At 68.8% G+C, this 21,272-nt stretch carries 17 protein-coding genes; 10 read left to right on the forward strand and 7 right to left on the reverse strand.

The annotated features are described in order from the left end of the window. Positions 1-84: 84 nt before the first annotated feature. Complete coding sequence (locus EZE58_RS10540; protein WP_009374730.1) at positions 85-807, reverse strand: VIT family protein; 723 nt, start codon at positions 805-807, stop codon at positions 85-87. 182 nt (positions 808-989) lie between these two features. Between EZE58_RS10540 and EZE58_RS10545 the strand changes: the two genes are divergently transcribed. Then, a complete protein-coding gene (locus EZE58_RS10545; protein WP_063250236.1) occupies positions 990-1,910 on the forward strand; it encodes a VOC family protein in 921 nt (306 codons plus the stop codon). 25 nt (positions 1,911-1,935) lie between these two features. Here EZE58_RS10545 and EZE58_RS10550 read toward each other — a convergent pair whose 3' ends face one another. Continuing rightward, positions 1,936-4,143, reverse strand: coding sequence for a heavy metal translocating P-type ATPase (locus EZE58_RS10550; RefSeq protein WP_156491167.1), 2,208 nt, complete (start codon positions 4,141-4,143; stop codon positions 1,936-1,938). A 179-nt stretch (positions 4,144-4,322) separates the two neighbouring features. Between EZE58_RS10550 and EZE58_RS10555 the strand changes: the two genes are divergently transcribed. From EZE58_RS10555 to EZE58_RS10570, 4 genes are all read left to right on the forward strand, one after another. Beyond that, entirely contained in the window at positions 4,323-5,786 is a 1,464-nt protein-coding gene (locus tag EZE58_RS10555) for an SLC13 family permease (protein ID WP_009374727.1), read from the forward strand. Further along, positions 5,783-7,171: a four-carbon acid sugar kinase family protein gene (locus EZE58_RS10560; protein ID WP_167560528.1), complete on the forward strand. Its 1,389-nt coding sequence runs from the start codon at positions 5,783-5,785 to the stop codon at positions 7,169-7,171. The genes EZE58_RS10555 and EZE58_RS10560 overlap by 4 nt, the downstream gene beginning before the upstream one ends. Before the next feature lie 53 nt (positions 7,172-7,224). After that, entirely contained in the window at positions 7,225-8,271 is a 1,047-nt protein-coding gene (gene pdxA, locus EZE58_RS10565; protein ID WP_167560530.1) for a 4-hydroxythreonine-4-phosphate dehydrogenase PdxA, read from the forward strand. A gap of 65 nt (positions 8,272-8,336) precedes the next feature. Next, positions 8,337-9,062 (forward strand): DeoR/GlpR family DNA-binding transcription regulator, encoded by a 726-nt coding sequence (locus EZE58_RS10570; protein WP_167560532.1) that lies wholly within the window; start codon positions 8,337-8,339, stop codon positions 9,060-9,062. Positions 9,063-9,068: 6 nt separating this feature from the next. On the opposite strand, the gene ligD is transcribed toward EZE58_RS10570, so the two are convergent. From ligD to EZE58_RS10590, 4 genes are all read right to left on the reverse strand, one after another. Continuing rightward, positions 9,069-9,980, reverse strand: a complete 912-nt coding sequence (gene ligD, locus EZE58_RS10575; RefSeq protein WP_167560534.1) for a non-homologous end-joining DNA ligase — start codon at positions 9,978-9,980, stop codon at positions 9,069-9,071. A 68-nt stretch (positions 9,981-10,048) separates the two neighbouring features. Beyond that, on the reverse strand, positions 10,049-10,945 hold the full coding sequence (locus tag EZE58_RS10580; RefSeq protein WP_119296602.1) for a dioxygenase: 897 nt from the start codon (positions 10,943-10,945) through the stop codon (positions 10,049-10,051). A 55-nt stretch (positions 10,946-11,000) separates the two neighbouring features. After that, positions 11,001-12,080, reverse strand: coding sequence for a maleylacetate reductase (locus EZE58_RS10585; protein WP_167560535.1), 1,080 nt, complete (start codon positions 12,078-12,080; stop codon positions 11,001-11,003). Beyond that, positions 12,077-13,963, reverse strand: coding sequence for an FAD-dependent monooxygenase (locus EZE58_RS10590; protein WP_167560537.1), 1,887 nt, complete (start codon positions 13,961-13,963; stop codon positions 12,077-12,079). Before EZE58_RS10590 ends, EZE58_RS10585 begins: the two co-directional genes overlap by 4 nt. Positions 13,964-14,118: 155 nt before the next feature. On the opposite strand from EZE58_RS10590, the gene EZE58_RS10595 reads away from it, so the two are divergent. From EZE58_RS10595 to EZE58_RS10615, 5 genes are all read left to right on the forward strand, one after another. Then, on the forward strand, positions 14,119-15,084 hold the full coding sequence (locus EZE58_RS10595; RefSeq protein ID WP_040340906.1) for an AraC family transcriptional regulator: 966 nt from the start codon (positions 14,119-14,121) through the stop codon (positions 15,082-15,084). Positions 15,085-15,190: 106 nt separating this feature from the next. After that, a complete protein-coding gene (locus tag EZE58_RS10600) occupies positions 15,191-16,069 on the forward strand; it encodes a VOC family protein (RefSeq protein WP_131248394.1) in 879 nt (292 codons plus the stop codon). 73 nt (positions 16,070-16,142) lie between these two features. Further along, the gene (locus tag EZE58_RS10605) at positions 16,143-16,985 is read left to right on the forward strand and encodes a fumarylacetoacetate hydrolase family protein (protein WP_131248395.1); all 843 of its coding nucleotides are present in this window, start codon (positions 16,143-16,145) and stop codon (positions 16,983-16,985) included. A gap of 120 nt (positions 16,986-17,105) precedes the next feature. Then, positions 17,106-18,272 carry an acyl-CoA dehydrogenase family protein gene (locus tag EZE58_RS10610; protein ID WP_167560539.1) on the forward strand — a complete coding sequence of 389 codons (1,167 nt, stop codon included), beginning with the start codon at positions 17,106-17,108 and terminating at the stop codon, positions 18,270-18,272. A gap of 125 nt (positions 18,273-18,397) precedes the next feature. Next, positions 18,398-20,104 (forward strand): AMP-binding protein, encoded by a 1,707-nt coding sequence (locus EZE58_RS10615; protein WP_063250230.1) that lies wholly within the window; start codon positions 18,398-18,400, stop codon positions 20,102-20,104. Between the two features lie 91 nt (positions 20,105-20,195). Here EZE58_RS10615 and EZE58_RS10620 read toward each other — a convergent pair. Next, positions 20,196-21,272 (reverse strand): IS30 family transposase (locus EZE58_RS10620; protein ID WP_240941127.1); only part of this gene is annotated, 1,077 nt, incomplete at its 5' end.

Genomic DNA, 21,272 nt, shown 5'->3' on the forward strand with positions numbered 1-21,272 from the left:
CAATGACAAGAATCTTCGCCAAACGTTTCCCATCCGATATGAGAATTACCTTCAATACATTGGATGACTTGCCGGACAAGGGAGTCAGCCCGTCGCGACTCCGAAGAGTAGGCCGATGAGGTAGGTCGCGACCATCGTCGCCGATCCCATGAGGACGTTGCGAATGACGGCGGGCCGCCTCGGTGCCCGTCCGAGGCCCGCACTGATCCACCCGGTGAGGAAGAGACCGACGACGACGGCCGCGGCCGCCACCCACACACGGTGGGCGCCGACGGGCAGGAGGATGAGGACGAGCGGGATGAGGGCGCCGGCGGTGAACGAGACGAACGAGGACGCCGCCGCCGCCCACGGATTCGTGAACTGCTCTGGATCGATGCCGAGCTCGACCTCGGCGTGGGCGGCCAGCGCATCCCGCTTCGTCAGCTCCACGGCGACTTCGCGGGCGAGCTCCGGCGAGAGCCCCTTCTCCTGGTAGAAGCCGGCGAGCTCGGCGAGCTCGTCGTCGGGCATCTCCGTGAGCTCCTGCTTCTCCTTGGCGATGAGCGCCTTCTCGGTGTCGCGCTGCGTGCTCACCGACACGTACTCTCCCCCGGCCATCGAGAACGCGCCGGCGACGAGGGCCGCGACGCCGGCGGTGGCGATCGCGGCGATGTTGTCCGGTGTCGCTGCGGCGACACCGATGACGACACCGGCGGTCGAGACGATGCCGTCGTTGGCACCGAGCACGCCCGCGCGCAGCCAGTTGAGCTTCTGACCGGTGCCGCGCTCGTGGGGTTCGTGGGGATGGGGCTGCCGTTGCGCTGTCATGTCCCCATCATCGTCTCCCCTCGCAGGCCCGGCAAGGATGCGCACGCTCCCCTACCCCGGGCGTGACCCGTCTGCGATGGGACCCCTCTCGCCCTGCGGGACTACGATGAGACTTCAGCGCCTCGGGCGACGTCAGCACCTCGGGCACAGCGGAGTCCGCCGGAGACAGCAAGGAGCAGGCCATGTCCACCGATCCCACCTCCGAGACGGCGCTCAGCGCCGATCTCGGCATGGACGCCGTCACCCTGCGCGTCGGCGACCTCGAGACGATGACCGACTACTACGCCGACGCACTCGCCCTCGAACCGCTCGAGGAGTCGAGCCGGGGGCGTGAGGTCCACCGGGCGCTCGGGCGCGGCAGGACGCCCATGGTCAAGTTCGTCGCGACGCCCGGTCTGCCCGGTGTCGACCCTCGGCAGGCGGGGCTCTTCCACACCGCGTTCCTCTTCGAGACACCGGAGTCGTTGGCCGCGACCGTCGCCCACGCCGCGGAGAACACGCGCAGCCGCTTCGTCGCCTCCCAGGACCACCTCGTCAGCCAGGCCTTCTACTTCACCGATCCGGAGGGCAACGGCATCGAACTCTACGTCGACCGCGATCGCGCCACGTGGGGCCACTCCCCCGACGGTGAGGTCGAGATGGATTCGATCCGGTTCGACCCCGACGCGTTCCTCCGTGAGCACCTGACGACCGACGCCCTCGCGCACACCTCGGAACTCGCAGGCACCGTCGGGCACGTCCATCTCCAGGTCGGCGACATCGAGAGGGCGCGGGCCTTCTACGTCGATGCCCTCGGGTTCGGCGTCACGCACTCGACGATGCCCGGGGCGCTCTTCGCCGGCGCGGGCGGCTACCACCACCATGTCGCGATGAACACGTGGAACAGCCTCGGCGCCGGACCGCGGGCGGCGAGCCTCGGCCTCGGGGACCTCGCGATCACCGTGCCGGGCCGCGATGACCTCGACGCCCTCGGGCAGCGTCTGCGTCGCCACTCCCTCGACTTCGCCGACGACGGACGCTCCCTGCGCCTCACCGACCCGTGGGGCACCCAGGTCACGGTCGCCGCCGGAGCGAGTGCGCTCGACGAGGTGCTCGAGCGCTGAGGCCCGAGCGCTGGGGCCGGGCGGTTCACCGCTCCGCGGCGGCGACCGCGGCCTCGGGGCTGAGGTCGAGGCGACGCAGCAGCTGCGCGTTGAGGGCGACGACGATCGTCGAGGCGGACATGAGGATCGCGCCGACGCTCATCGGCAGGACGAAGCCGATCGGGGCGAGGATGCCCGCGGCCAGCGGCACCGCGATGAGGTTGTATCCCGCCGCCCACCAGAGGTTCTGCTTCATCTTCCGGTAGCTGGCCCGGGAGAGCTCGAGGACGGAGAGGACGGACCGCGGATCGTCGGAGGCGAGGATGACGCCGGCCGAGCCGATCGCGACATCCGTGCCGGCGCCGATCGCGATGCCGACATCGGCCTGCGCGAGCGCCGGGGCGTCGTTGACGCCGTCGCCGACCATCGCCACCGTCTTGCCCTCCGCCTGGAGTTCGGAGACCTTCGCGGCCTTGTCCGCGGGACGGACTCCCGCGAAGACCCGGTCGATGCCGAGGTCACGGGCCACGGACCGGGCGACCGCCTCGGCGTCACCGGTGATCATGACGACCTCGATCCCCTGGTGGTGGAGTGCGTCGATTGCCTCCCGTGACTCCTGCCGGATCTCGTCGGCCAGGCGCAGGGCACCGACGACGGAGCCGTCGACGAGGACGTGGAGGATGATCGCCCCCTCACTGCGCCACTTCTCGGCGACCTGCGCCTCGGCGGCTCCGCGTTCGGTGAGCAGATGCGGTCCGCCGACCTCGACGACGGACCCGTCGACCTCGGCGCGCACGCCCACGGCCGGAGACGAGGAGAAGTTCTGCGCGCTCGGCACGCGCAGCCCCCGGTCCTCGGCTGCCCGAACGATGGCGCGGGCGAGCGGGTGCTCACTGTCGGTCTCGGCCGCTGCTGCCAGGGCGAGCACCTCGTCCTGGCCGCGCTCTCCCGTGGTCTCGACGGCGGTGACGGTCGGCTCGCCCTTGGTCAGGGTGCCGGTCTTGTCGAAGAGGACGGCGTCGACGGTGCGCATCGTCTCGAGCGCGAGACGGTCCTTGATGAGGACGCCGGCGCGGGCGGCGCGCTCCGTGGCGATCGAGACGACGAGCGGGATCGCCAGACCGAGCGCATGGGGGCAGGCGATGACGAGGACGGTGATCGTGCGGACCACGGCGGTGTCGGGCATGCCCACGAGCGTCCAGACGATCGCGGTGATGACAGCGGCGCCGAGGGCGAACCAGAACAGCCAGGCGGCGGCCCGGTCGGCCAGGCGCTGCGCGCGGGACGAGGAGTTCTGCGCGTCGGCGACGAGCTTGCGGATGCCGGCGAGGGCGGTGTCGTCACCGGTCGCGGTGATCTCGATGCGCACCCCGGAGTCCGTGGCGACGGTGCCGGCGACGACGGTGTCGCCGACGCCGCGGCGCACCGGGCGGGACTCGCCGGTGATCATCGACTCGTCCATCTCCGCGGTGCCGTCGACGATGCGGCCGTCGGCGGGAACCGCGGAGCCGGGACGGACGACGACGATGTCGCCGACGACGAGGTCCTCGGGTGAGACCGTGACCATCTGCCCGTCGACGACCTTGACCGCCTCGTCGGGCAGGAGGGCTGCGAGGCTGTCGAGCGCCGAGGTGGTCTGCGCGAGCGAGCGCATCTCGAGCCAATGGCCGGCGAGCATGATGACGATGAGGAGGGCGAGCTCCCACCAGAAGTCGAGCTCGGGGTGGAGGAGTCCGAGCGACGAACCCCATGAGGCGAGGAAGGCGACAGTGATCGCGAGCGCGATGAGGAGCATCATGCCCGGCTTGCGCGACCGCAGCTCGCTCAGCCCGCCGGTGAGGAAGGGCCGACCGCCCCAGACGTACATGACGGTGCCGAGGATCGGCGCGATCCAGCGCAGCCAACCCCACGGTCCCGACTCGGGCACCATGTAGCCGACGAGGTGGCCGAACATCGGGCTGAACGCGACGACGGGGACGGCGATGATGAGATTGACGACGAAGAGGCGGCCGAACACCGCGGCGTGCCCGCCGTGACCACCGTGGCCGGAGTGGTCGCCGTGGCCGGCGTGCTCGCCACGGCCCGCGTGATCGGAATGATCGCCATGGCTGGCGTGGTCGCCATGATCGCCGTGTTCCATACCGGAGTGGTCCATGTGCGAATGGTCCTCGCCGTGGTCCGTCGGAGCGTGGTCCATGTGCTCGTGACCGGCGTGCACATCGGTGCCCGTGTTGTCCTCGCGCTGTGTGTCCATACCTCGAACATATACCCCCCACGGGTATTATTCAAGGGCCAATCCGAGGTGATCTCGAGAAATTTTCTTTGCTTTCATGCGCATCTATGGCCCATACTTGCTCATACTGTGCAACTTCTGAGCCGGTTCAGTCGGCTCCCTGACCGGATCCCCCGGCCAGCCTCAACGTGGAGGAACCCATGGACCTGCAGCTCATCGCGGCACTCGTCGCCGGGATCGCGACGATCGTCATCATCGTTCTCGCGACCCGCCTCGACGCCTTCATCGCCCTGCTCATCGCCGCTCTCGTCACCGGCGTCGTCGCCGGTCAGGACCTGCTCTCCCTCATCGACGCGGTGACAACGGGCTTCGGCACCACGCTCGCGAGCATCGGCATCGTCATCGGCCTCGGCGTGGGCATCGGCAAGATCCTCGAGGTCTCCGGAGCCGCCGACTCCCTCGCCCGCGCGTTCCTCCGCGCCTTCGGCAAGGGACGCGAACCGTGGGCGATGGGATCGGTCGGCTCGCTCGTGTCGATCCCCGTCTTCTGCGACTCCGGGTACGTCATCATGAATCCGCTCGCCCGGTCGATCGCCCGCGTCAAGCGCGGCGGCTACATCACGCTCGCTCTTGCCCTCGGTGCCGGCATGACGCTCACCCACCACATGGTTCCGCCCACCCCGGGCCCGCTCGCTGCGACCGGCATCCTCGGTGCCGACATCGGCGGAGTCATCCTCACCGGCCTCGTCTTCACCGTCCTCCTCCTGCCCGTCGTCGTCATCTACGCGCGCTGGATCGGCCCGAAGCTCGAGCCGTACCTCAACGCCAAGGTCAGCCGCGACGTCTACGCAACGGCCGGCGTCGGAGCGGCGACCGCCTCGGCGACCACAGTCGACACGGTCACCGGGGACGAGGTGACGGTCACCGAGGAGACGACGACGGAGACTCCCGCAACCGCGGCCGGCGGGAAGAAGCCCGGGGCGTTCCTCGGCTTCCTCCCCCTCATCATCCCCCTCCTCCTCATCGTCGCGAACACCGTGTCGACGGCGATCGACCGCAACGCCCAGGGCGTGCTCTCCGGGGATGACTACGAACCCTCGAGCTGGGTCGCTCCGCTCGCATTCATCGGCAACCCCGTCGTCGCCCTCATCATCGGCCTCGTCCTCGCCGTCTACACCCTGCTGCCGCGGTTCACCCCGCGCTCGCAGGTCCAGAGCTGGCTCGCCGACGCCGCCGCCTCGGCCGGCCTCATCCTCCTCATCACCGGGGCCGGCGGCAGCTTCGGCATGGTGCTGCGCGAGTCGGGCGTCGGCGACGCCCTGGCGGAGGCGATCGCCTCGATCAGCCTGCCCGCGCTCCTCGTCCCGTTCATCATCGCCTCCCTCGTCCGCCTGGCCCAGGGGTCGGGCACGGTCGCGATGATCACCGCCGCCTCCGTCACCGCCCCGCTCATCGAGCCTCTCGGGCTCAGCCCGCTCGTCGCGGTCATGGCGTGCACGGCCGGGTCGATGGTCTTCTCCTACTTCAACGACTCATACTTCTGGGTCGTCACCCGCTTCGCCGGGCTCGACGGCATCCAGGCGATCAAGGGCTGGTCGGGGATCACGACCGCCGTGTGGCTCGGTTCCATTCCGCTGCTCTTCGTGCTCGACTTGGTCGTATGAACAGCGACCCGATCGAACCGGAGCACTCCCGGATCCTCATCGTCGCCGACGACCTCACCGGTGGGAACGCGTGCGGTGCCCTCTTCGCCGAGGCGGGGCTGCGCACGATCACCGTGACGGGGACGAGTCCGCACGAGAGGGTCGACCTCGACGTCCTCCTCGACGACTACGACGCCGTCGTCCTCAACGCCGACTCGAGGCACCTTCCCGCCCGGAAGGCCGCCGAACTCACCGATGCCCTCATCCGCGTCGCCGGCGACGTCGACCTCCTCGCGTGCCGGATCGACACGACCCTGCGCGGCAACGTCGGGGTCACCGCCGAGGCGGCGCTCGAGGCCCGCCGACAGCTGGCTCAGGCAGCCGGCGGGGTGCCCCGCCGGGTCATCGGTCTGTGCGTGCCCGCCTTCCCTGCCGCCGGACGCACCACGGTCCAGGGCCTCCAACTCCTCGACGGCACGCTGCTCGAGCACACCGAGCTCGCCCGAGACGTGCGCTCGCCGATGCGGACCTCGGAGGTCGACCGGATCCTCGAAGACGGCACCGACCTCGAATGCCACCTCATCGAGCTCTCCCGGGTCCTGCAGGGCCGACGGGCCGTTCGCGCCGGGGTGATCTCCGGCATCTCCTCCGGTGCCGACGTCATCGTCGTCGATGCCCTGACCACCGAGCACATCGAGCTCGTCGGGTCCGTCGTCGCCTCGGTGACACGCGAGATCGCGGACATCCCCGCAGACGCCCCCGGCGAGCACGCTCGGCTCCACGCGAATCTGCGCCACGGCGAGGTCCTCGACTGGGTGACGATCGATCCCGGTCCCGGCAGCCTCGCCCTCGCCAGGTCCCTGCTGCCCACCCGTTCCCGCGGGGTCGTCTTCGGGATCTCCGGCTCGGCGACCGAGGTCACCCGGGCACAGCTGGCGACCCTGAGCGAGGATCCGTCCGTCTGCGTGGTCCGCACGGTCCTTGACGGCGAGGGCCTGCCCGACGTCGAGGCCACACTGGCACGGATCGGGTCGGTCACCTCGGCGAAGGCGGTCATCGTCGCCACCGTCACCGAGGCCTCCGACGTCGTCGACCTCACCGATGCCGCGGCGGAGGAGACGACGCGCAGGCTGGCTGAGATCGCGGGGATCGTCATGGAGGCCCCCGAGGTCACCGGCCTCTACACCACCGGCGGCGACGTCACCGCAGCGGTGATGACCGCGGTCGGGGCGGTGGGGATGGAGATCGAGAAGGAGATCATCCCCCTCGCCGTCGGCGGTCGCCTCGTCGGAGGTCGTGCCGACGGAATGCCCATCGTCACCAAGGGCGGGCTCATCGGCGACTCCGGCACGGCCGCGCTCTGCCTCGACTACCTCTTGGCGACCTCGCGGGTCGGTGCGGGATGAGACCCCGTCCACCCGACCTCCCACCCCTTTCGCCCCCAGAGAAGGAGCATGACATGTCCGCACCCGTCCTCGCCGTCACCGTCGGAGACCCCGTCGGGATCGGTCCCGAGATCACCGCACAGGTGCTCGCCGAATTCGCCGGGCAGGGCGACCAGCACGGCATCGCCGTCGCCGACCTCGCGGTCATGCGGCGCGCCGTCGACGTCCTCGGACTCGACGTCGAACTGCGGGCCGTGAGCGACTGGACGACCGCCTCGGCGGGGGAAGGCGTCATCGACGTCTTCGACTTAGGCGTCCTCGGTGACGACCTGCCCGACTGGGGCGTCGTCGACGCCCGCGCGGGACGAGCGGCGGTGACGGCGATCGAGGTCGCGACGAAGGCGGCGATGGACGAGGAGATCGCCGGCATCGTCACCGGCCCGATCAACAAGGAGGCCGTGTGGGAGTCGGGGTCGGTCCACCTCGGGCACACGGAGATGCTCGGTGAGCTCACCGGGGTGACGAAGCAGGACACGATGTTCGTCGTCGAGGACACGAAGATCCCCGATCACAGGCTCCAGATCTTCTTCGCCACGCGGCACATGTCCCTGCGGCGGGCCATCGACGCGCTCACGGTCGAGACGCAGGTCGACTCGATCGAACGCGCCCACCGCGCCCTTCAGCTCTACGGGGTGACCGAGCCCCGGCTCGCCGTGGCCGCCCTCAACCCGCACGGCGGGGAGAACGGGGCGTTCGGGGATGAGGAGATCGAGATCCTCCGCCCCGCCGTCGAGGCGGTCAACGCCTCCCGCGGCTTCGACGTCGCAGGCCCCATCCCCGCCGACTCCGTCTTCCATCAGGGCCTGACCGGTCGCTTCGACGGGATCCTCTCGCAGTACCACGATCAGGGCCACATCGCCGCGAAGACCTACGACTTCGACGGGACGATCTCGGTCACCGTGGGCCTGCCGATCCTGCGCACCTCGGTCGATCACGGCACCGCATTCGACATCGCCGGGCAGGGACTCGCCGACGCGGGCACGATGCGCTCGGCCTACCGGGCAGCGATCGGCTACGCTCCCTTCGTCGACGGGATCCGCGCGGAGTACCTGCCGAGGTGACAGAGTCCGCGGCAGGTTTCACCGACCTGCCGAGGTGAGGGCGAACGAGAAGGGAGGGGTGCGCGATGGCGATCCGCACGGGCACGCAGCGGCGACGTGACGACATCATGTCCCTGCTCAAGACCGGGTCCTGGTCGATTCCGCGCCTGGCCGCCGAACTCGGAACCTCGGAGTCGACGATCCGGCGGGACCTGCGGGAGATGGCCGAGGCCGGAGAGGTCATCCGCACGATCGGCGGAGCAGCTGCCGCCGGCTACGTCGAACCTCCGCTGGGTGAGCGGATGGAGCTCAACGCCGAGGCGAAGGACGTGATCGCGGCGGCCGCGGCGGTCCATCTCTCCGACCCGAGCGTGCGCACGGTCTTCCTCGACGCTGGGTCGACGACGGTGCGCCTGGCCGAGCGCATCCGCGATCGCAGCGACCTCACCGTCATCACCCGCGGGCTTGAGATCGCCCTCACCCTCGCCCACCCCGAGGGCCCGACGGTCGTCATGGTCGGCGGCGAGGTCTCGACGATGTCGCACGGCACGACGGGAGCGCTCTCCGACCATGCCCTGTCCCGGATCCACGTCGACATCGCCTTCCTCGGCGCCGACGCCGTCGACCCGGCCGTCGGCCTCGGTGAGCCGACTCTGGCCGAAGCGCGGACGAAGGAGCTCATCGCCGAACGCGCCCGGCAGGTCGTCGTCCTCGCCGACTCGTCGAAGGACGGCCGTGAGGTCGCAGCGTGGGCACCGATGCCCGCAGGATGGATCTGGATCGACGAGACGGGTGGAGGCACGACCGGCTGAGGGGGCTCAGGTGCCGCTCAGCCGCTCGAGCCTTTCCATCGCCCTGCTCAGGCCCTGTCGGTGCCGGGCGATGCCCGCCCACGGATCGCCGTGGGTCTTCAGGCGCCGGGCGGCGGAGGCGATCGTGAACTCCTGCGGTGCGACGGTGTCCACCTCGTCCCAGGTGATCGGCATCGACACCGGCGCTCCCGGACGCGCGCGCACCGCGAAGGGCGGCACGGCCGTCTGCGCGTACGCGTTGCGGGCGACGTCGAGGTAGACCCGGTCACCCCGCTTCGCTTTGCGCGCCGCTGTGGTGAGCAGGTCGCGGTCGCGGGCGACGAGGACCTCGGCGAAGCGGTGGGCGAAGTCGCGGACGACGTCGAAGTCATGGGCGGGGCGCAGGGGAACCATGACGTGGTAGCCGCGGGACCCGGTCGTCTTGACGAAGGCCGTGAGTCCGAGCTCCGCGCAGAGCTGCCCGACCATCGTCGTCGCCCGGCGCACCGCGTCGAGTCCCGGCACAGTCGGGTCGAGGTCGACGAGGAGCTGGTCGGGCCGCTCGAGGTCGGCCGCGGTCGAGAGCCACGTGTGCGGAGTCAGACACGCCTGGTCGGCAAGATAGACGAGCGTCTGCGTGTTGTCGATGGCCACCTGGTCCTGGCTGCGGTGCTCGGTCTCGACATCGACCCGCACCCGGTGGACGAAGTCAGGGAAGTACGCGGGTGCCCGCTTCTCAAAGAACGATTCCCCGTCGATGCCGTGGGGGAAGCGCTCCATCGAGATCGGCCGGCCCCGGGTGTGAGGCAGCATCGCCTCGGCGATGTCGGCACAGTACCGGGCGAGATCGGCCTTCGTCACCGGTGGGCCGTCAGGGCCGAAGAGCACCTTGTCCGCGTGGTCGATCCTCACCTGCGCGATCCGCACCGTCTCGCCCATCACCGCTCCTCTGTCGCCGAGTCACCGTGCCTCGCAGTATTCGCGCTCGCGGCCTCCCTGGCAACCCCTCACGCTCCTTCGGGGGCGAGGACGATGTCGAAGCGGGCCCGCGACCATGAGGCGTCGCCGAGATCGCGCCCGTCGGGCGTCGGCGTCCCCGGCTCCTGCTGTTCGAAGTCCTTGATGAGCGACTCCTTGACGCCGAACACCGAGTCGGTGGCGAGCAGTTCGTCGCCGGTGACGAAGATGTGGGTGACGAGTGTGCGCAGTCCGGGGGCGGTGACCATGAAGTGGAGGTGACTCGCGCGCATCGGCGACCGGCCGGTGGCCGCCAGCAGTGCGCCGACCGGGCCGTCGTCGGGGATGGGATACGGGGTGGGGGTGAGTCCCCAGAACCGGAACGATCCGTCGTCCTCGGAGAAGAGATGGGCGCGTCCGTAGACGCGCTCGTCATCGTGCTGGACGTCGTAGAGGCCGTCCTCGTCGGCCTCCCACACCTCGATCCGCGCTCCCGGCACCGGGTTGCCGTCCGTGTCCCGGACGACGCCCTCGACCCAGGCCGGCTGCCCCACTCCCCCGCCGGCGATGTCGCCGCCGTTGTCGATGCGCGGGGCGTCGTCGACGAAGAACGGGCCGAACACCGTGGCCTCGGTCGCGTCCTTGTACGGAGTGTTGCTCACGTTGATCGTCTGCATCGACGCCCCGAGGACGTCGGAGAGGAGGATGAATTCCTGCCTGCGGTCATCGGTGATGTGGCCGACGGCGGTGAGGAAGGCGATCGCCTGGTTCCATTCCTCCTCGGTCAGCCGCACGTCGCGGATGAAGCCGTGGAGGTGGGTGACGAGGGAGGTCATGAGCTCCTTGAGCCGCTCGTCGGAGGTGCCTGAGAACGAGGCGATGACCGTCTCGGTCAGGCGCTGCTCGACCTCTTCGGGAGTGAGGTTCGAACGGGTGGTGCTGGTCATGGTGTCGCTCCTTCGTTTCGGCGGCGCTCGTACTGCGCGCCGCAGCGGGTTCGCATCAGGCTCTCTTCGCAGCGGACGTCGGTTCGTCACCGTGGAGGGCCGCGGTGAGCAGGTTGGTGAGGTTCTCCTTTGTCACTGCCCGCAGGTTGTCCTCGGGGATTGCGTCCAGGGACAGATCGACCGCCTCGGCGATGTCGGCCTCGGTGAAGCCGAGCGCGGACAGGGCCCGCGGGGCACCGACGGCCTCACGGAGGCGTTCGAGTCCGGCGACGGCGGTCGGCGCCCCGAAGGCCTCGGCCATGCGGGTCTCGGCCTCGGGGACGGCCGGGGCGTTGAAGGCGAGGACGTAGGGAAGCAGGGTGGCATGGGTCTGGGCATGAGGGAGGTCGAAGGTGCCGCCGAGGACGTGGGCGATCTTGTGGTGCATGCCCGACCCCGCCGAGGCGAAGGCCACGGCGGCGAGGTAGGCACCGTAGAGGGTGTCCTCGAGGCCGGTGAGGTCCTCGCCGTCGGGGTCGAGCCGGGGAAGCCCGAGGGTCAGTGCCCGGATTCCCTCGAGGGCGAGCGCACGGTTGATCGGGTCGGCTCGCGGTGCCCACATCGAATCGATGCAGTGGGCGAGCGCGTTGAGGCCGGAGGCCACGGCGAGGTCGTGGGGCAGATCGGCGAGCAGGGTGGCATCGTAGACGACGGTTCTCGGCAGCACGGCGTCGTCGGTTCCCGTGCGTTTGCGGGCGTTCTCCGTCCTCCCCCACACGTTCGTCGCCTCGGAGCCGGCGAAGGTCGTGGGCACGGCGATGATGGGCATCCGGGTCTCGAGTGCGACCGCCTTGGCCAGTCCGGTCGCCGATCCCCCGCCGACGCTGACGACGAGGTCGATTTCGGCCTCCTCGGCGGCGGCCACGGCCCGGTCGGCCACCTCGGCGGGGACGTGCATGACGACCTCGCGGTGCCACAGGGCGACCGGAAAGTGGGAGGAGAAGTCGCTCACCTTGTCGGCGGCGGATCCGGAGACGATGACCATGATGCGTTCGGCACCGAGGCGCTCGATCTCCTCGGCGATCCGGGCTGCGGCCTGTCCGGGGGCGAAGACGACGCGCTGGCCGAGCGTCGTGTGGGTGAAGTCGAGGCTCATGCCGGTTCCTCCTGCTTCTCGAGCTGTTCGGCGGCAGACTCTGCCGCCTCCGGAGCACCGGCGTCCGCGGCACTCGTGCGCACTGAGCTTTCCCTGCGGGAGAGGACGGCGGTGAGTGCCGCCTCGAGGTCGGCGGCGGGGTCGGCGGGAAGGCTCTCGACCCGCCACGCGATGTGCTTGTCGGGGCGGACGAGGATCGCGCCGTCCTCGGCGGTGCCGCGTATCCGGTCCCAGTCGAAGTAGAGGTCGGTGATGTCGCGGTCGGGTCCGATGACGACGGTCTCGACGTCGACGCCGAGGCGGTCGCTCACCTCACGTGCCGCATCCTCCCAGGCCGCGCCAGTGGTGCCGGTGATGAGGGTGAAGCGGGAGTAGGGCGCGAGGTCGTGGGTCGAGTGCTTGTCGATCCAGTTGCCCACCCACGCGTGCGGCAGACGGACCCCGGGGTCCGTGCACGCTTCGTAGTAGAGCTCGGGGTCGCGCGGGTTGGGGGTCTGCGCGCGCCCGTCGGCGACGACGGCGGTCGAGGCGTAGCGCTGCCCGAGTTCGACCCCGTGGGCGTTGAACTCGTAGTTCTTCAGCTCCATCGCCGCTTTGACCTGTCGGCGGCGCTCAGCACCGGCAGGGGTCGCGTCCTTGCGGGAGGCGATCGCCGCGGTCATCTCCTCCTCGGACTGTCCCGGTTCGAGGCCGAGGGCTGCGAAGAGCTCACCGAACTCACGCCCGGACTGGTTGGCGCGAGTGACGATCTGCTGGGCCACCGGGGCCCGTTCGCTCGAGTAGGTCTCGAGCAGCTCCTCCCCCGCCGTGCCGCGCAGCACCGCCGCGAGCTTCCACGCGAGGTTGTAGGAGTCCTGGATCGACGTGTTCGATCCCAAGCCGTTCGACGGCGGGTGCTTGTGCACGGCGTCGCCGGCGCAGAAGACGCGCCCCGACTGCAGGCGGGAGGCGTACTGCTCGTTGTTGCCCCACAGGGAGATGCCGGTGATCTCGGCGTCGAGTTCGGGGTCGCCGATGAGATTGCGCACGATCTCGAGGGCGTCGGCCTCGGTGACCTCCGGCACCCCCTGGGTGATGTCGAAGCCCCAGACGATGAGCCATTCGTTCCACGGCCTGACCATGCGCACGAGCCCCGCACCGATCCCGCCGATGTTCGAGCCGGGTTGGATCACCCAGTAGAGGACAGAGGGACGGTGACCGACGAGCTTCTCGAGGTCGGCTGTGAACGTGATGTTCATCGACCCGGCGATGTCCATCTCCCCGACCATCGGCAGGTCGATGTCGGCGGCGACCTTCGACCGGGCTCCGTCGGCGCCGATGAGGTAACTCGCGCGGATGAGCTGGGTGCGACCGGTCAGTCGGTCGAGGACGGTGACGTCGACGTGGTCGGGATGCTGGACGTGGGAGAGGTACTCGGTGGAGAAGCGGGTCTGCGTCCCTCGCATCGTCGCGTTCTTCACGAGGATCGGCTCGAGGTAGGTCTGCGGGATGTCGCAGTTGAGGGAGGGCGAGGCGAGTTCGTAGTCGGCGTGCCGGGCCGGATGGTTGCCCCACGTGAGGATGCGTCCGATCTCCTCCCCGGCGATCGAGGTGCAGAAGACGGTGTCGCCGATCATCTCGTGCGGGGTCGCCTCGGCGAGCACCTGATCCTCGATGCCGACGTCGCGGAAGATCTCCATCGTCCGCTGATTGGTGATGTGGGCGCGTGGGGTGTTCGCCGTCCAGCGGTACTTCGTGATCATGACGTTGTCGACGCCGAGGGTCGAGAGGAAGAGTGCGGCGGAGGCTCCGGCCGGTCCCGAGCCGACGATGAGGACGTCGGTGTCGACGGCATCGCCGTCGGGGGTCGCGGTCTCTGCGACGCCGTCGTTGAAGATGACCATGGTGGTGCTCCTTGTCTTGCTGCTGCGGTGGAACAGGACAACTGAGACCGAGCGTGGCAGGTCGGGTGCTCCCCGTCACCCCGCCGAGGCGATCGTGGCCGAAATCGTCAAAAACGTGAGAGCGGCGTCACACTCCGGCGTCTACCATGGTGTCCATGTCTGCAGGAGCTGAGACAGGGAGCGTGCTCGCACGGTTCTCGACCGGGTCGGTGCCTGCGCACCAGCGGGTCGAGGGCTGGGAGGCGTACCACGCCTCGACGCTCGTGGGCCTGCGCACCGAACACGCCGTGGGCGCGCGGTTCCGCGCGCAGACCTCGACGCTCGAGCTGCCGCGGATGCGCATCGCCAGGGTCACGGGAAGCCCGCATACGGTCCGGCGGGAGTCGGCCGACATCGCCGCCCACCCGGTCTCCGGGGCACTCGTCTACCTTCCGCTGACCGGGTCGAGCAGATTCTCCCACCGCTTCGGACGGCTCGAGATCAGCCCCGGGCGCGGTGTCGTCTTGAGCGGAGACACTTCGTTCACCCGCGAACTGAGCACCGGAGTCGACGAGATCGTCGTCAGGCTTCCCCGCGAATCGCTCCTCGAGCTCACCGGCGCGGCCTCGTGGCGTCGACCGACGCCGCTCGTCACCGGGCACGGGTCGCCCCGCGATGCCGCAGGCCGCGAGTTCGCCCACATCGCCGATGCCCTGGCGGCCCGCGGACTGCGCGGAGGCTCCCGCCTCGACGAGCGCATGCTCGACCTGCTCGCCACCCTGCTCACCGACGCCACAGGAGACGCCGGAGCTCTCGACGAGGCGCGAGCGCTCATCAGCGAGCACCACCGCGATCCCGGACTCACGGCTTCCCGGATCGCCCGGCGCGTTGGACTCTCCGAACGCCACCTCTCACGACTCTTCGCCGAGGCGGGCCACAGCGTGCCGGAGACAGTGCTCGCCTACCGACTCGAGACGGCTCGGGACCTGCTCGCCGACCCACGTGCCCAGGAGATGAGCATGGCCGAGGTCGCCGCGGCCAGCGGATTCCGCTCGCAGGCGCAGTTCTCCCGCAGCTACCGACAGCGCTTCGGCTCGAGCCCTCTGCGGGACCGGAAAGCCCTGGTCAGCCTGCCTTCGTGACGTCGAGTTCGAGCACATCCGTGACCGCACCCTTGATTGTCCGGGATTCACTGCTATCGTATTGAGCATAATCATTATGATTTATTGACTCGAAGAGGAGTGGACCATGTCGGCAGAAGGATCAGTCTCAGAGATCGGGTACGTCTCCCTGCACACCCGCGACCTCGGCGCGACACTGACGAACGCGATCGACGTCTTCGGGCTCGTCGAGTCGGATTCATCCGGCAAGAAGGCGTTCCTCACGGCACAGAACAAGCACCACGAGATCGTCTACACCCAGTCGGACAAGGACGCCCTCGACCACACCGGGCTCATCGTCGACAGCACCGCCGAACTCGAGGCGATCCGCGAGAAGGTCGCCCGCGGCGGCTACCAGGTCATCTCCGAGCAGCCGATCGAAGACCACATCGAAGAGGGCTTCGCCTTCGTCGGCCCTGAGGGCTTCACATGGCAGATCTACACCGAGAAGCTCGACTACAGCATGCTCAAGCGCGGATCGAGCGCTCCGGACCGCCTCGGGCACACGAACATCCAGGTTCGGGATGCCCTCACGCAGCGCGACTTCCTCCACGACGTCTTCGGCTTCGTCGTTTCCGACCAGATCGGCAATGAGAACTTCTTCATGCGCTGCAACAACGATCACCACGGCATCGCGGTCTTCACCTCGAACAAGACCGGCATCCACCACCATGCCTGGCAGGCGGGCAACGTCTTCGACCTCATGCGCCTCGGCGATCGCCTGGCACGTCGCGGTGCCCGGCTGGCATGGGGGCCGGTGCGCCACGGTGCCGGCGACAACGTCGCCGTCTACTACGTCGAACCCAACGGCACGGTCATCGAGTACTACTGCGACATGGAGACGATCCGCGACAAGGGCCGGCCGGCCAGACACTGGGATCCCGACGACCTCTACTGGATCAACCAGTGGGACGGCCAGGTGCCTCCCGGCATCCTCGATCACGGGGTCGCCAACGTCGACCGCTGAGGCGCTGCCCACCGAACCTCGACACCCAGGGACCGCCACCCTGCGAACCGACTACTCACAGACAAGGACAACCATGAGACTCGCCAATCACAGCTCCCGCGCCGTCATCCTCACCTCCGACGGTGAGGGCATCGACGTCGCGACCGCCAGCGAGGGCCGCTTCGGCCCCGACATCCAGGACGTCTACGACCAGTGGGACGACTTCCTCGCCTGGGCACCCGATGCCGCCGGGGAGACCGTGAGCATCGACCCCACGCAGCTCGGGGCGGTCTCGCCAAGACCCCTGCAGTCGATGGGGGTCGGCCTCAACTACGACGAGCACGTGACCGAGAGCGGATTCGACCGACCCGACTCGCTGCCGCCGGTGTTCCCGAAGTTCCAGTCCTCGATCACCGGGCCGTACACGACGGTGGCCCTCGTGCCAGAGGGCCGAAACGACTGGGAGGCCGAACTCGTCATCGTCATCGGGCGCGAAGCCCATGACATCCCGACGGGCACCGGCTGGGACTACGTCGCCGGCGTCACCGTCGGCCAGGACATCTCCGAACGGACCACCCAGCTCGAAGGGCCGGCCCCGCAGTTCGGTCTCGGCAAGTCGTTCCCCGGCTACTCGCCGCAGGGGCCGTGGCTCGTCACGCCCGACGAGCTGCCCGATCGCGACGACCTCGCGATCACCTGCACGCTCGACGACGAGGTCGTCCAGTCCGGCCGCACGAGCCAGATGATCTTCGACGTCCCCGCCCTCGTCGAGAGCCTCTCCCGCATCCTCACCCTCTCCCCCGGCGATGTCATCTACTCCGGCACCCCCTCGGGCGTCGGGTTCACCCGCGAACCGCCGAAGCTCCTCCAGCCCGGTCAGGTCCTCGTCTCCACGATCGAGGGCATCGGTGAGATCCGGCAGGAATTCAACGGCTGAGCCGCCGCTTGACCGTCCCCGACCCCGGTGCGAGACTGAACGAACGATCAGTGATCGCGGTCACCGCCTCGGCGAGGATGCCGAAGGCCTGCGATCCGGCACCCACGGAGGACGGACTCAGTGAAGCGGAACCTGTACGACGACGACCACGAAGCCTTCCGCGCGACCGTCGCGGCTTTCCTCGACCGTGAGGTCGTCCCCCACGTCGAGGAGTGGGAGGAGAACCACCTCGTCGATCGTGGGATGTGGGTCAAGGCCGCCGAGGCGGGCGTCATCGGCCTGGCCATCCCCGAGGAGTTCGGGGGTGCCGGGGTCGCGGACTTCCGGTTCGAGATGGTCCGGTCCGAGGAGATCGCCCGCCGAGGCGTCGGCGGGGTGACCGGCGGATGGGGCGTCTCCGACGGCATCGTCCCCGGCTACCTCATGGCCTTCGGGACGCAGGCCCAGAAGGAGAAGTACCTCACCGGTCTGGCCTCGGGGGCGATGATCGGGGCGATCGCGATGACCGAGCCCGGCGCCGGTTCCGACCTCCAGGGGATCACGACGAAGGCGGTCCGCGACGGTGACGAATGGGTGATCAACGGCGCGAAGACGTTCATCACCAACGGCCACCACGCCGACTTCGTCATCGTCGTCGCCCGCACGAACCCCGACGTCAAGGCCGCGCGCGGGACTTCGCTGTTCATCGTCGACGCCGACACCCCGGGATTCGAGCGCGGACGCAAGCTGGCGAAGCTCGGACTCGAGGCCCAGGACACCGCGGAGCTCTCCTTCACCGATGTCCGTGTCCCCGCCGATGCACTGCTCGGGGAGCTCGACGGGGGCTTCGTCCATCTCATGGTCAACCTGCCCACCGAGCGCCTCCTCATCGGGTCGGGAACGCTCGCCGCGGCACGCGCGGCCCTCGAATGGACCGGCGAGTACGTCTTCTCACGGCCGGCCTTCGGGCAGACGATCGGCGACTTCCAGAACACCCGGTTCGAACTCGCCGAGCTCGAGACCCGCGTCGACGCCCTCGAGGCCTTCATCGACCGCTGCGCGCTTGCGCTCAATGCCGGCGAGCTCACCGCCGTCGATGCGGCGAAGGCGAAGTACCTCGGCTCCGACCTCTCGATCGAGGTCATCGACCGGTGCCTGCAGCTCTTCGGAGGCTACGGCTACATGCTCGAATACCCCATCGCCCGCGCCTTCAAGGACAACCGGATCCAGGCGATCTTCGGCGGCGCGAATGAGGTGATGAAGGAGCTCATCGGGCGCTACATCGCCCAGCGGAACCGTCCTGCATGATCGACCGTTGACTCCCCCGCCGCGGGTGAATAGGGTGAGAACCACTGAACGAATGTTCACTCGGAGGGTCAGCGCAGACTTCCCGACGACGCACCCCCACCGACGACGCTGGAGGAAGTGACGCAATGAGCTCATGGTTCGACGCCCGCCCGTGGCTGCAGACATGGGGCGACATCGCCCCGATACCCCACACCCTGGAGACCTCGACACCATTGCGAGACCTCGCGGCGACCGTCGCCGCCCGCGGCGAGAAGACCGCGGTGAGCTACTACGGCTACGAGCCGACATGGACCGACTTCGATCGGGACTCGACGGCGTTCGCCGCGTATCTGTCCGAGCAGGGCATCGGGCGCGGGGACCGGGTCGGGATCTACGACCAGAACACGCCGGCGTTCATGATCGCGACCTACGGGATCTGGAAGGCCGGCGGTGTCGTCGTTCCCCTCAACCCGATGTACCGCGGGGAGCTCGAGCACGTCTTCGCCGATGCCGACATCCAGGCCCTCGTCGTCTCGAAGGCGGCCTACCTCGATCGGGTGAAGCCGTATGCGGAGTCGATCCCCACCGTGGTCCTCGCGGACGACCGCGGCTACCAGGTCACCGGCCCGGAGTCGATCTTCGGAATGTTCGACGGACTTCCTGGGAGGCCTGGGGTGAGCGGGGATCCGGAGACCGGCGACGACCTCGGCGGTCCCGACTTCCAGGCGGTCGTCGAGGAGCATCGCGACACCGGCTTCACCCCCGCCGATCCGTCGCCGGAGGATGAGGCGATCGTCGTCTACACCTCGGGCACGTCGGGGCGGTCGAAGGGAGCGTCGGGCTCTCACGCCTCGGTGTCGAGCAATTCCCGCTACAACGTCCGCAATCCGCTCTTCGAACCCGGTGACGGCTATCTCACGCTCGCGCCGATCTTCCACATCACCGGGTTCATCTGCCTCTTCATCGCCGGTGTCTCCGGGGGTGCGAGGCTCATCGCCAACTACCGGTTCGAGCCCGCGTCGTTCCTCGCACTCCTCGTCAACGAGCGACCGACGTACATGGCGGGACCGGCGACGGTGTTCACGGCGATGCTCGCCCATCCTGCGGTCACACCGGACCACTTCGCCTCGTTCAAGCGTGTGATGTCCGGTGGCGCACCCCTTCCCGAGGGGTTGGTGCGGAAGTTCGAGGAGAGGTTCGGGGTGGCGATCGGTCAGGGATACGGGCTCACGGAGACGGTCGGGCAGGCGGCTGCGGTGCCCGCAGGTCTGCAGGCTCCCGTCGATCCTGACAGCGGCAACCTCTCGTGCGGTCTGCCGCAGCCGGACACGATGATCCGCATCCTCGATGACTTCGGCGAACCTCTCGGCCCTGGTGAGGTCGGTGAGGTCGCGATCTCGGGGCCGGAGGTCGTCTCGGAGTACATCAACAATCCTGCGGCCACGGATGAGAACCTGCCCGGCGGCGAGCTGCGCACCGGGGACGTCGGGTACATGAATGAGGACGGCTGGCTCTTCATCGTCGACCGGAAGAAGGACATGATCAACGCTTCGGGCTACAAGGTGTGGCCGCGAGAGGTCGAGGATGTCCTCTACACGCATCCGGCCGTCCAGGAGGCAGCGGTCGTCGGGATCCCCGACGAGTACCGCGGGGAGGATGTCGCCGCGTTCGTCACCCTGCAGCCGGGCACCGAGGCGACCGCCGAGGAGATCATCGCCTACTGCCGGGAGCGGCTCGCCTCGTTCAAGGCACCCCACCAGGTGACGTTCATCGACGAGCTGCCGAAAACGAGTTCGGGCAAGATCCTGCGCCGCACGATCCGCGCCGATGCCGCCGAGTATACGAAGAGCTAAACAATGGCCATTCCCCAGAATCGTAATCTACGTCCAGCTTCTTTTACGCATACCCATGAGTAACGATTTACACGAAAAGCAACAGGCGATGTCAAGGCGTCGAAGCAACATGGGGCTCGCCGGCGAGCAGTCGAGCGAATGCCTCGGTGGGCGTGAGATAGCCCAGTCGGCGGCGGGGTCGATTGTTGATCTCCTCGGCGATGGTGGTGAGGTAGGGCTGGTGATCGGGGATCACCGTGCCCTTGGGCAGATACTCCCGGTAGAGCCGGTTCGTGTTCTCGTTGCTGGGCCTCTGCCAGGGCGAGTGGGGATCGGCGAAGTAGACCGGCATCGCCGTGGCCAGGGAGACCTTCGCGTGCTGGGCCATCTCGCTGCCCTGGTCCCACGCCAACGATGCCTTCATCATCTCGGGCAGGTCGTTGAAAAACTCGATGACCGCGTCAGCGGTTGGCTCGGCGTGTTTCGAGGGCAGGGCCAGCAGCCCGGTGAACCCGCTCATCCGCTCCACCAGCGTCGCCGCGCACGAGGTGCCGTTCTTCCCGATGATCAGGTCACCCTCCCAGTGCCCCGGCACCCGACGCTGGGCGGCGTCCTCACCTCGCTCCGCGATCGGGACCATACCTACGATTGGGCCACCGCGCGTCCGCCCGGTCGTACGTGGTCGGCGCTTGGTCCGCTTGGACTGCAGGAAGATGCCCTTGCGGGCGAGCTCACCCTTCGGGATTGCGTAGATGTACTGGTAGATAGCCTCACCGGAGACGGTTCGGCCGCGTGCGTCAGGAGAGTTCGCCATGCGTTCAACGGTCGGGTCTGTCGCCTCCAGACGCAACCGGCCCGCTATCTCGTTCGGCGTCCAGGACGCGGCCAGGTCGGCGTCCACCCTCGCCTGCAGCACCGGATCCCCCGCGACCTTCCGCTGCTGCGGGCGAGCTCGCCGACGCTGCGCTCTGACGTCTGCGGTCACGGCCTGGTAGCCGCGGGTCTTCGTCGAGTTCCGGTGAAGCTCCCGCGAGATCACCGACGGGCAACGCCCCAGGTGACGGGCGATCCTCCGCACCGACCAGCCCGCTTTCGAGGCCGCCGAGATCTCCGACCTGTCGCTGAACGACAACCCCACCCGCGCCATCTGCACACTCCACCGATCAGACCCCCGCCGACCGGGAGTGTT

This window comes from Brevibacterium sp. LS14, from assembly GCF_012027885.1.
Classification (GTDB): Bacteria; Actinomycetota; Actinomycetes; order Actinomycetales; family Brevibacteriaceae; genus Brevibacterium; species Brevibacterium casei.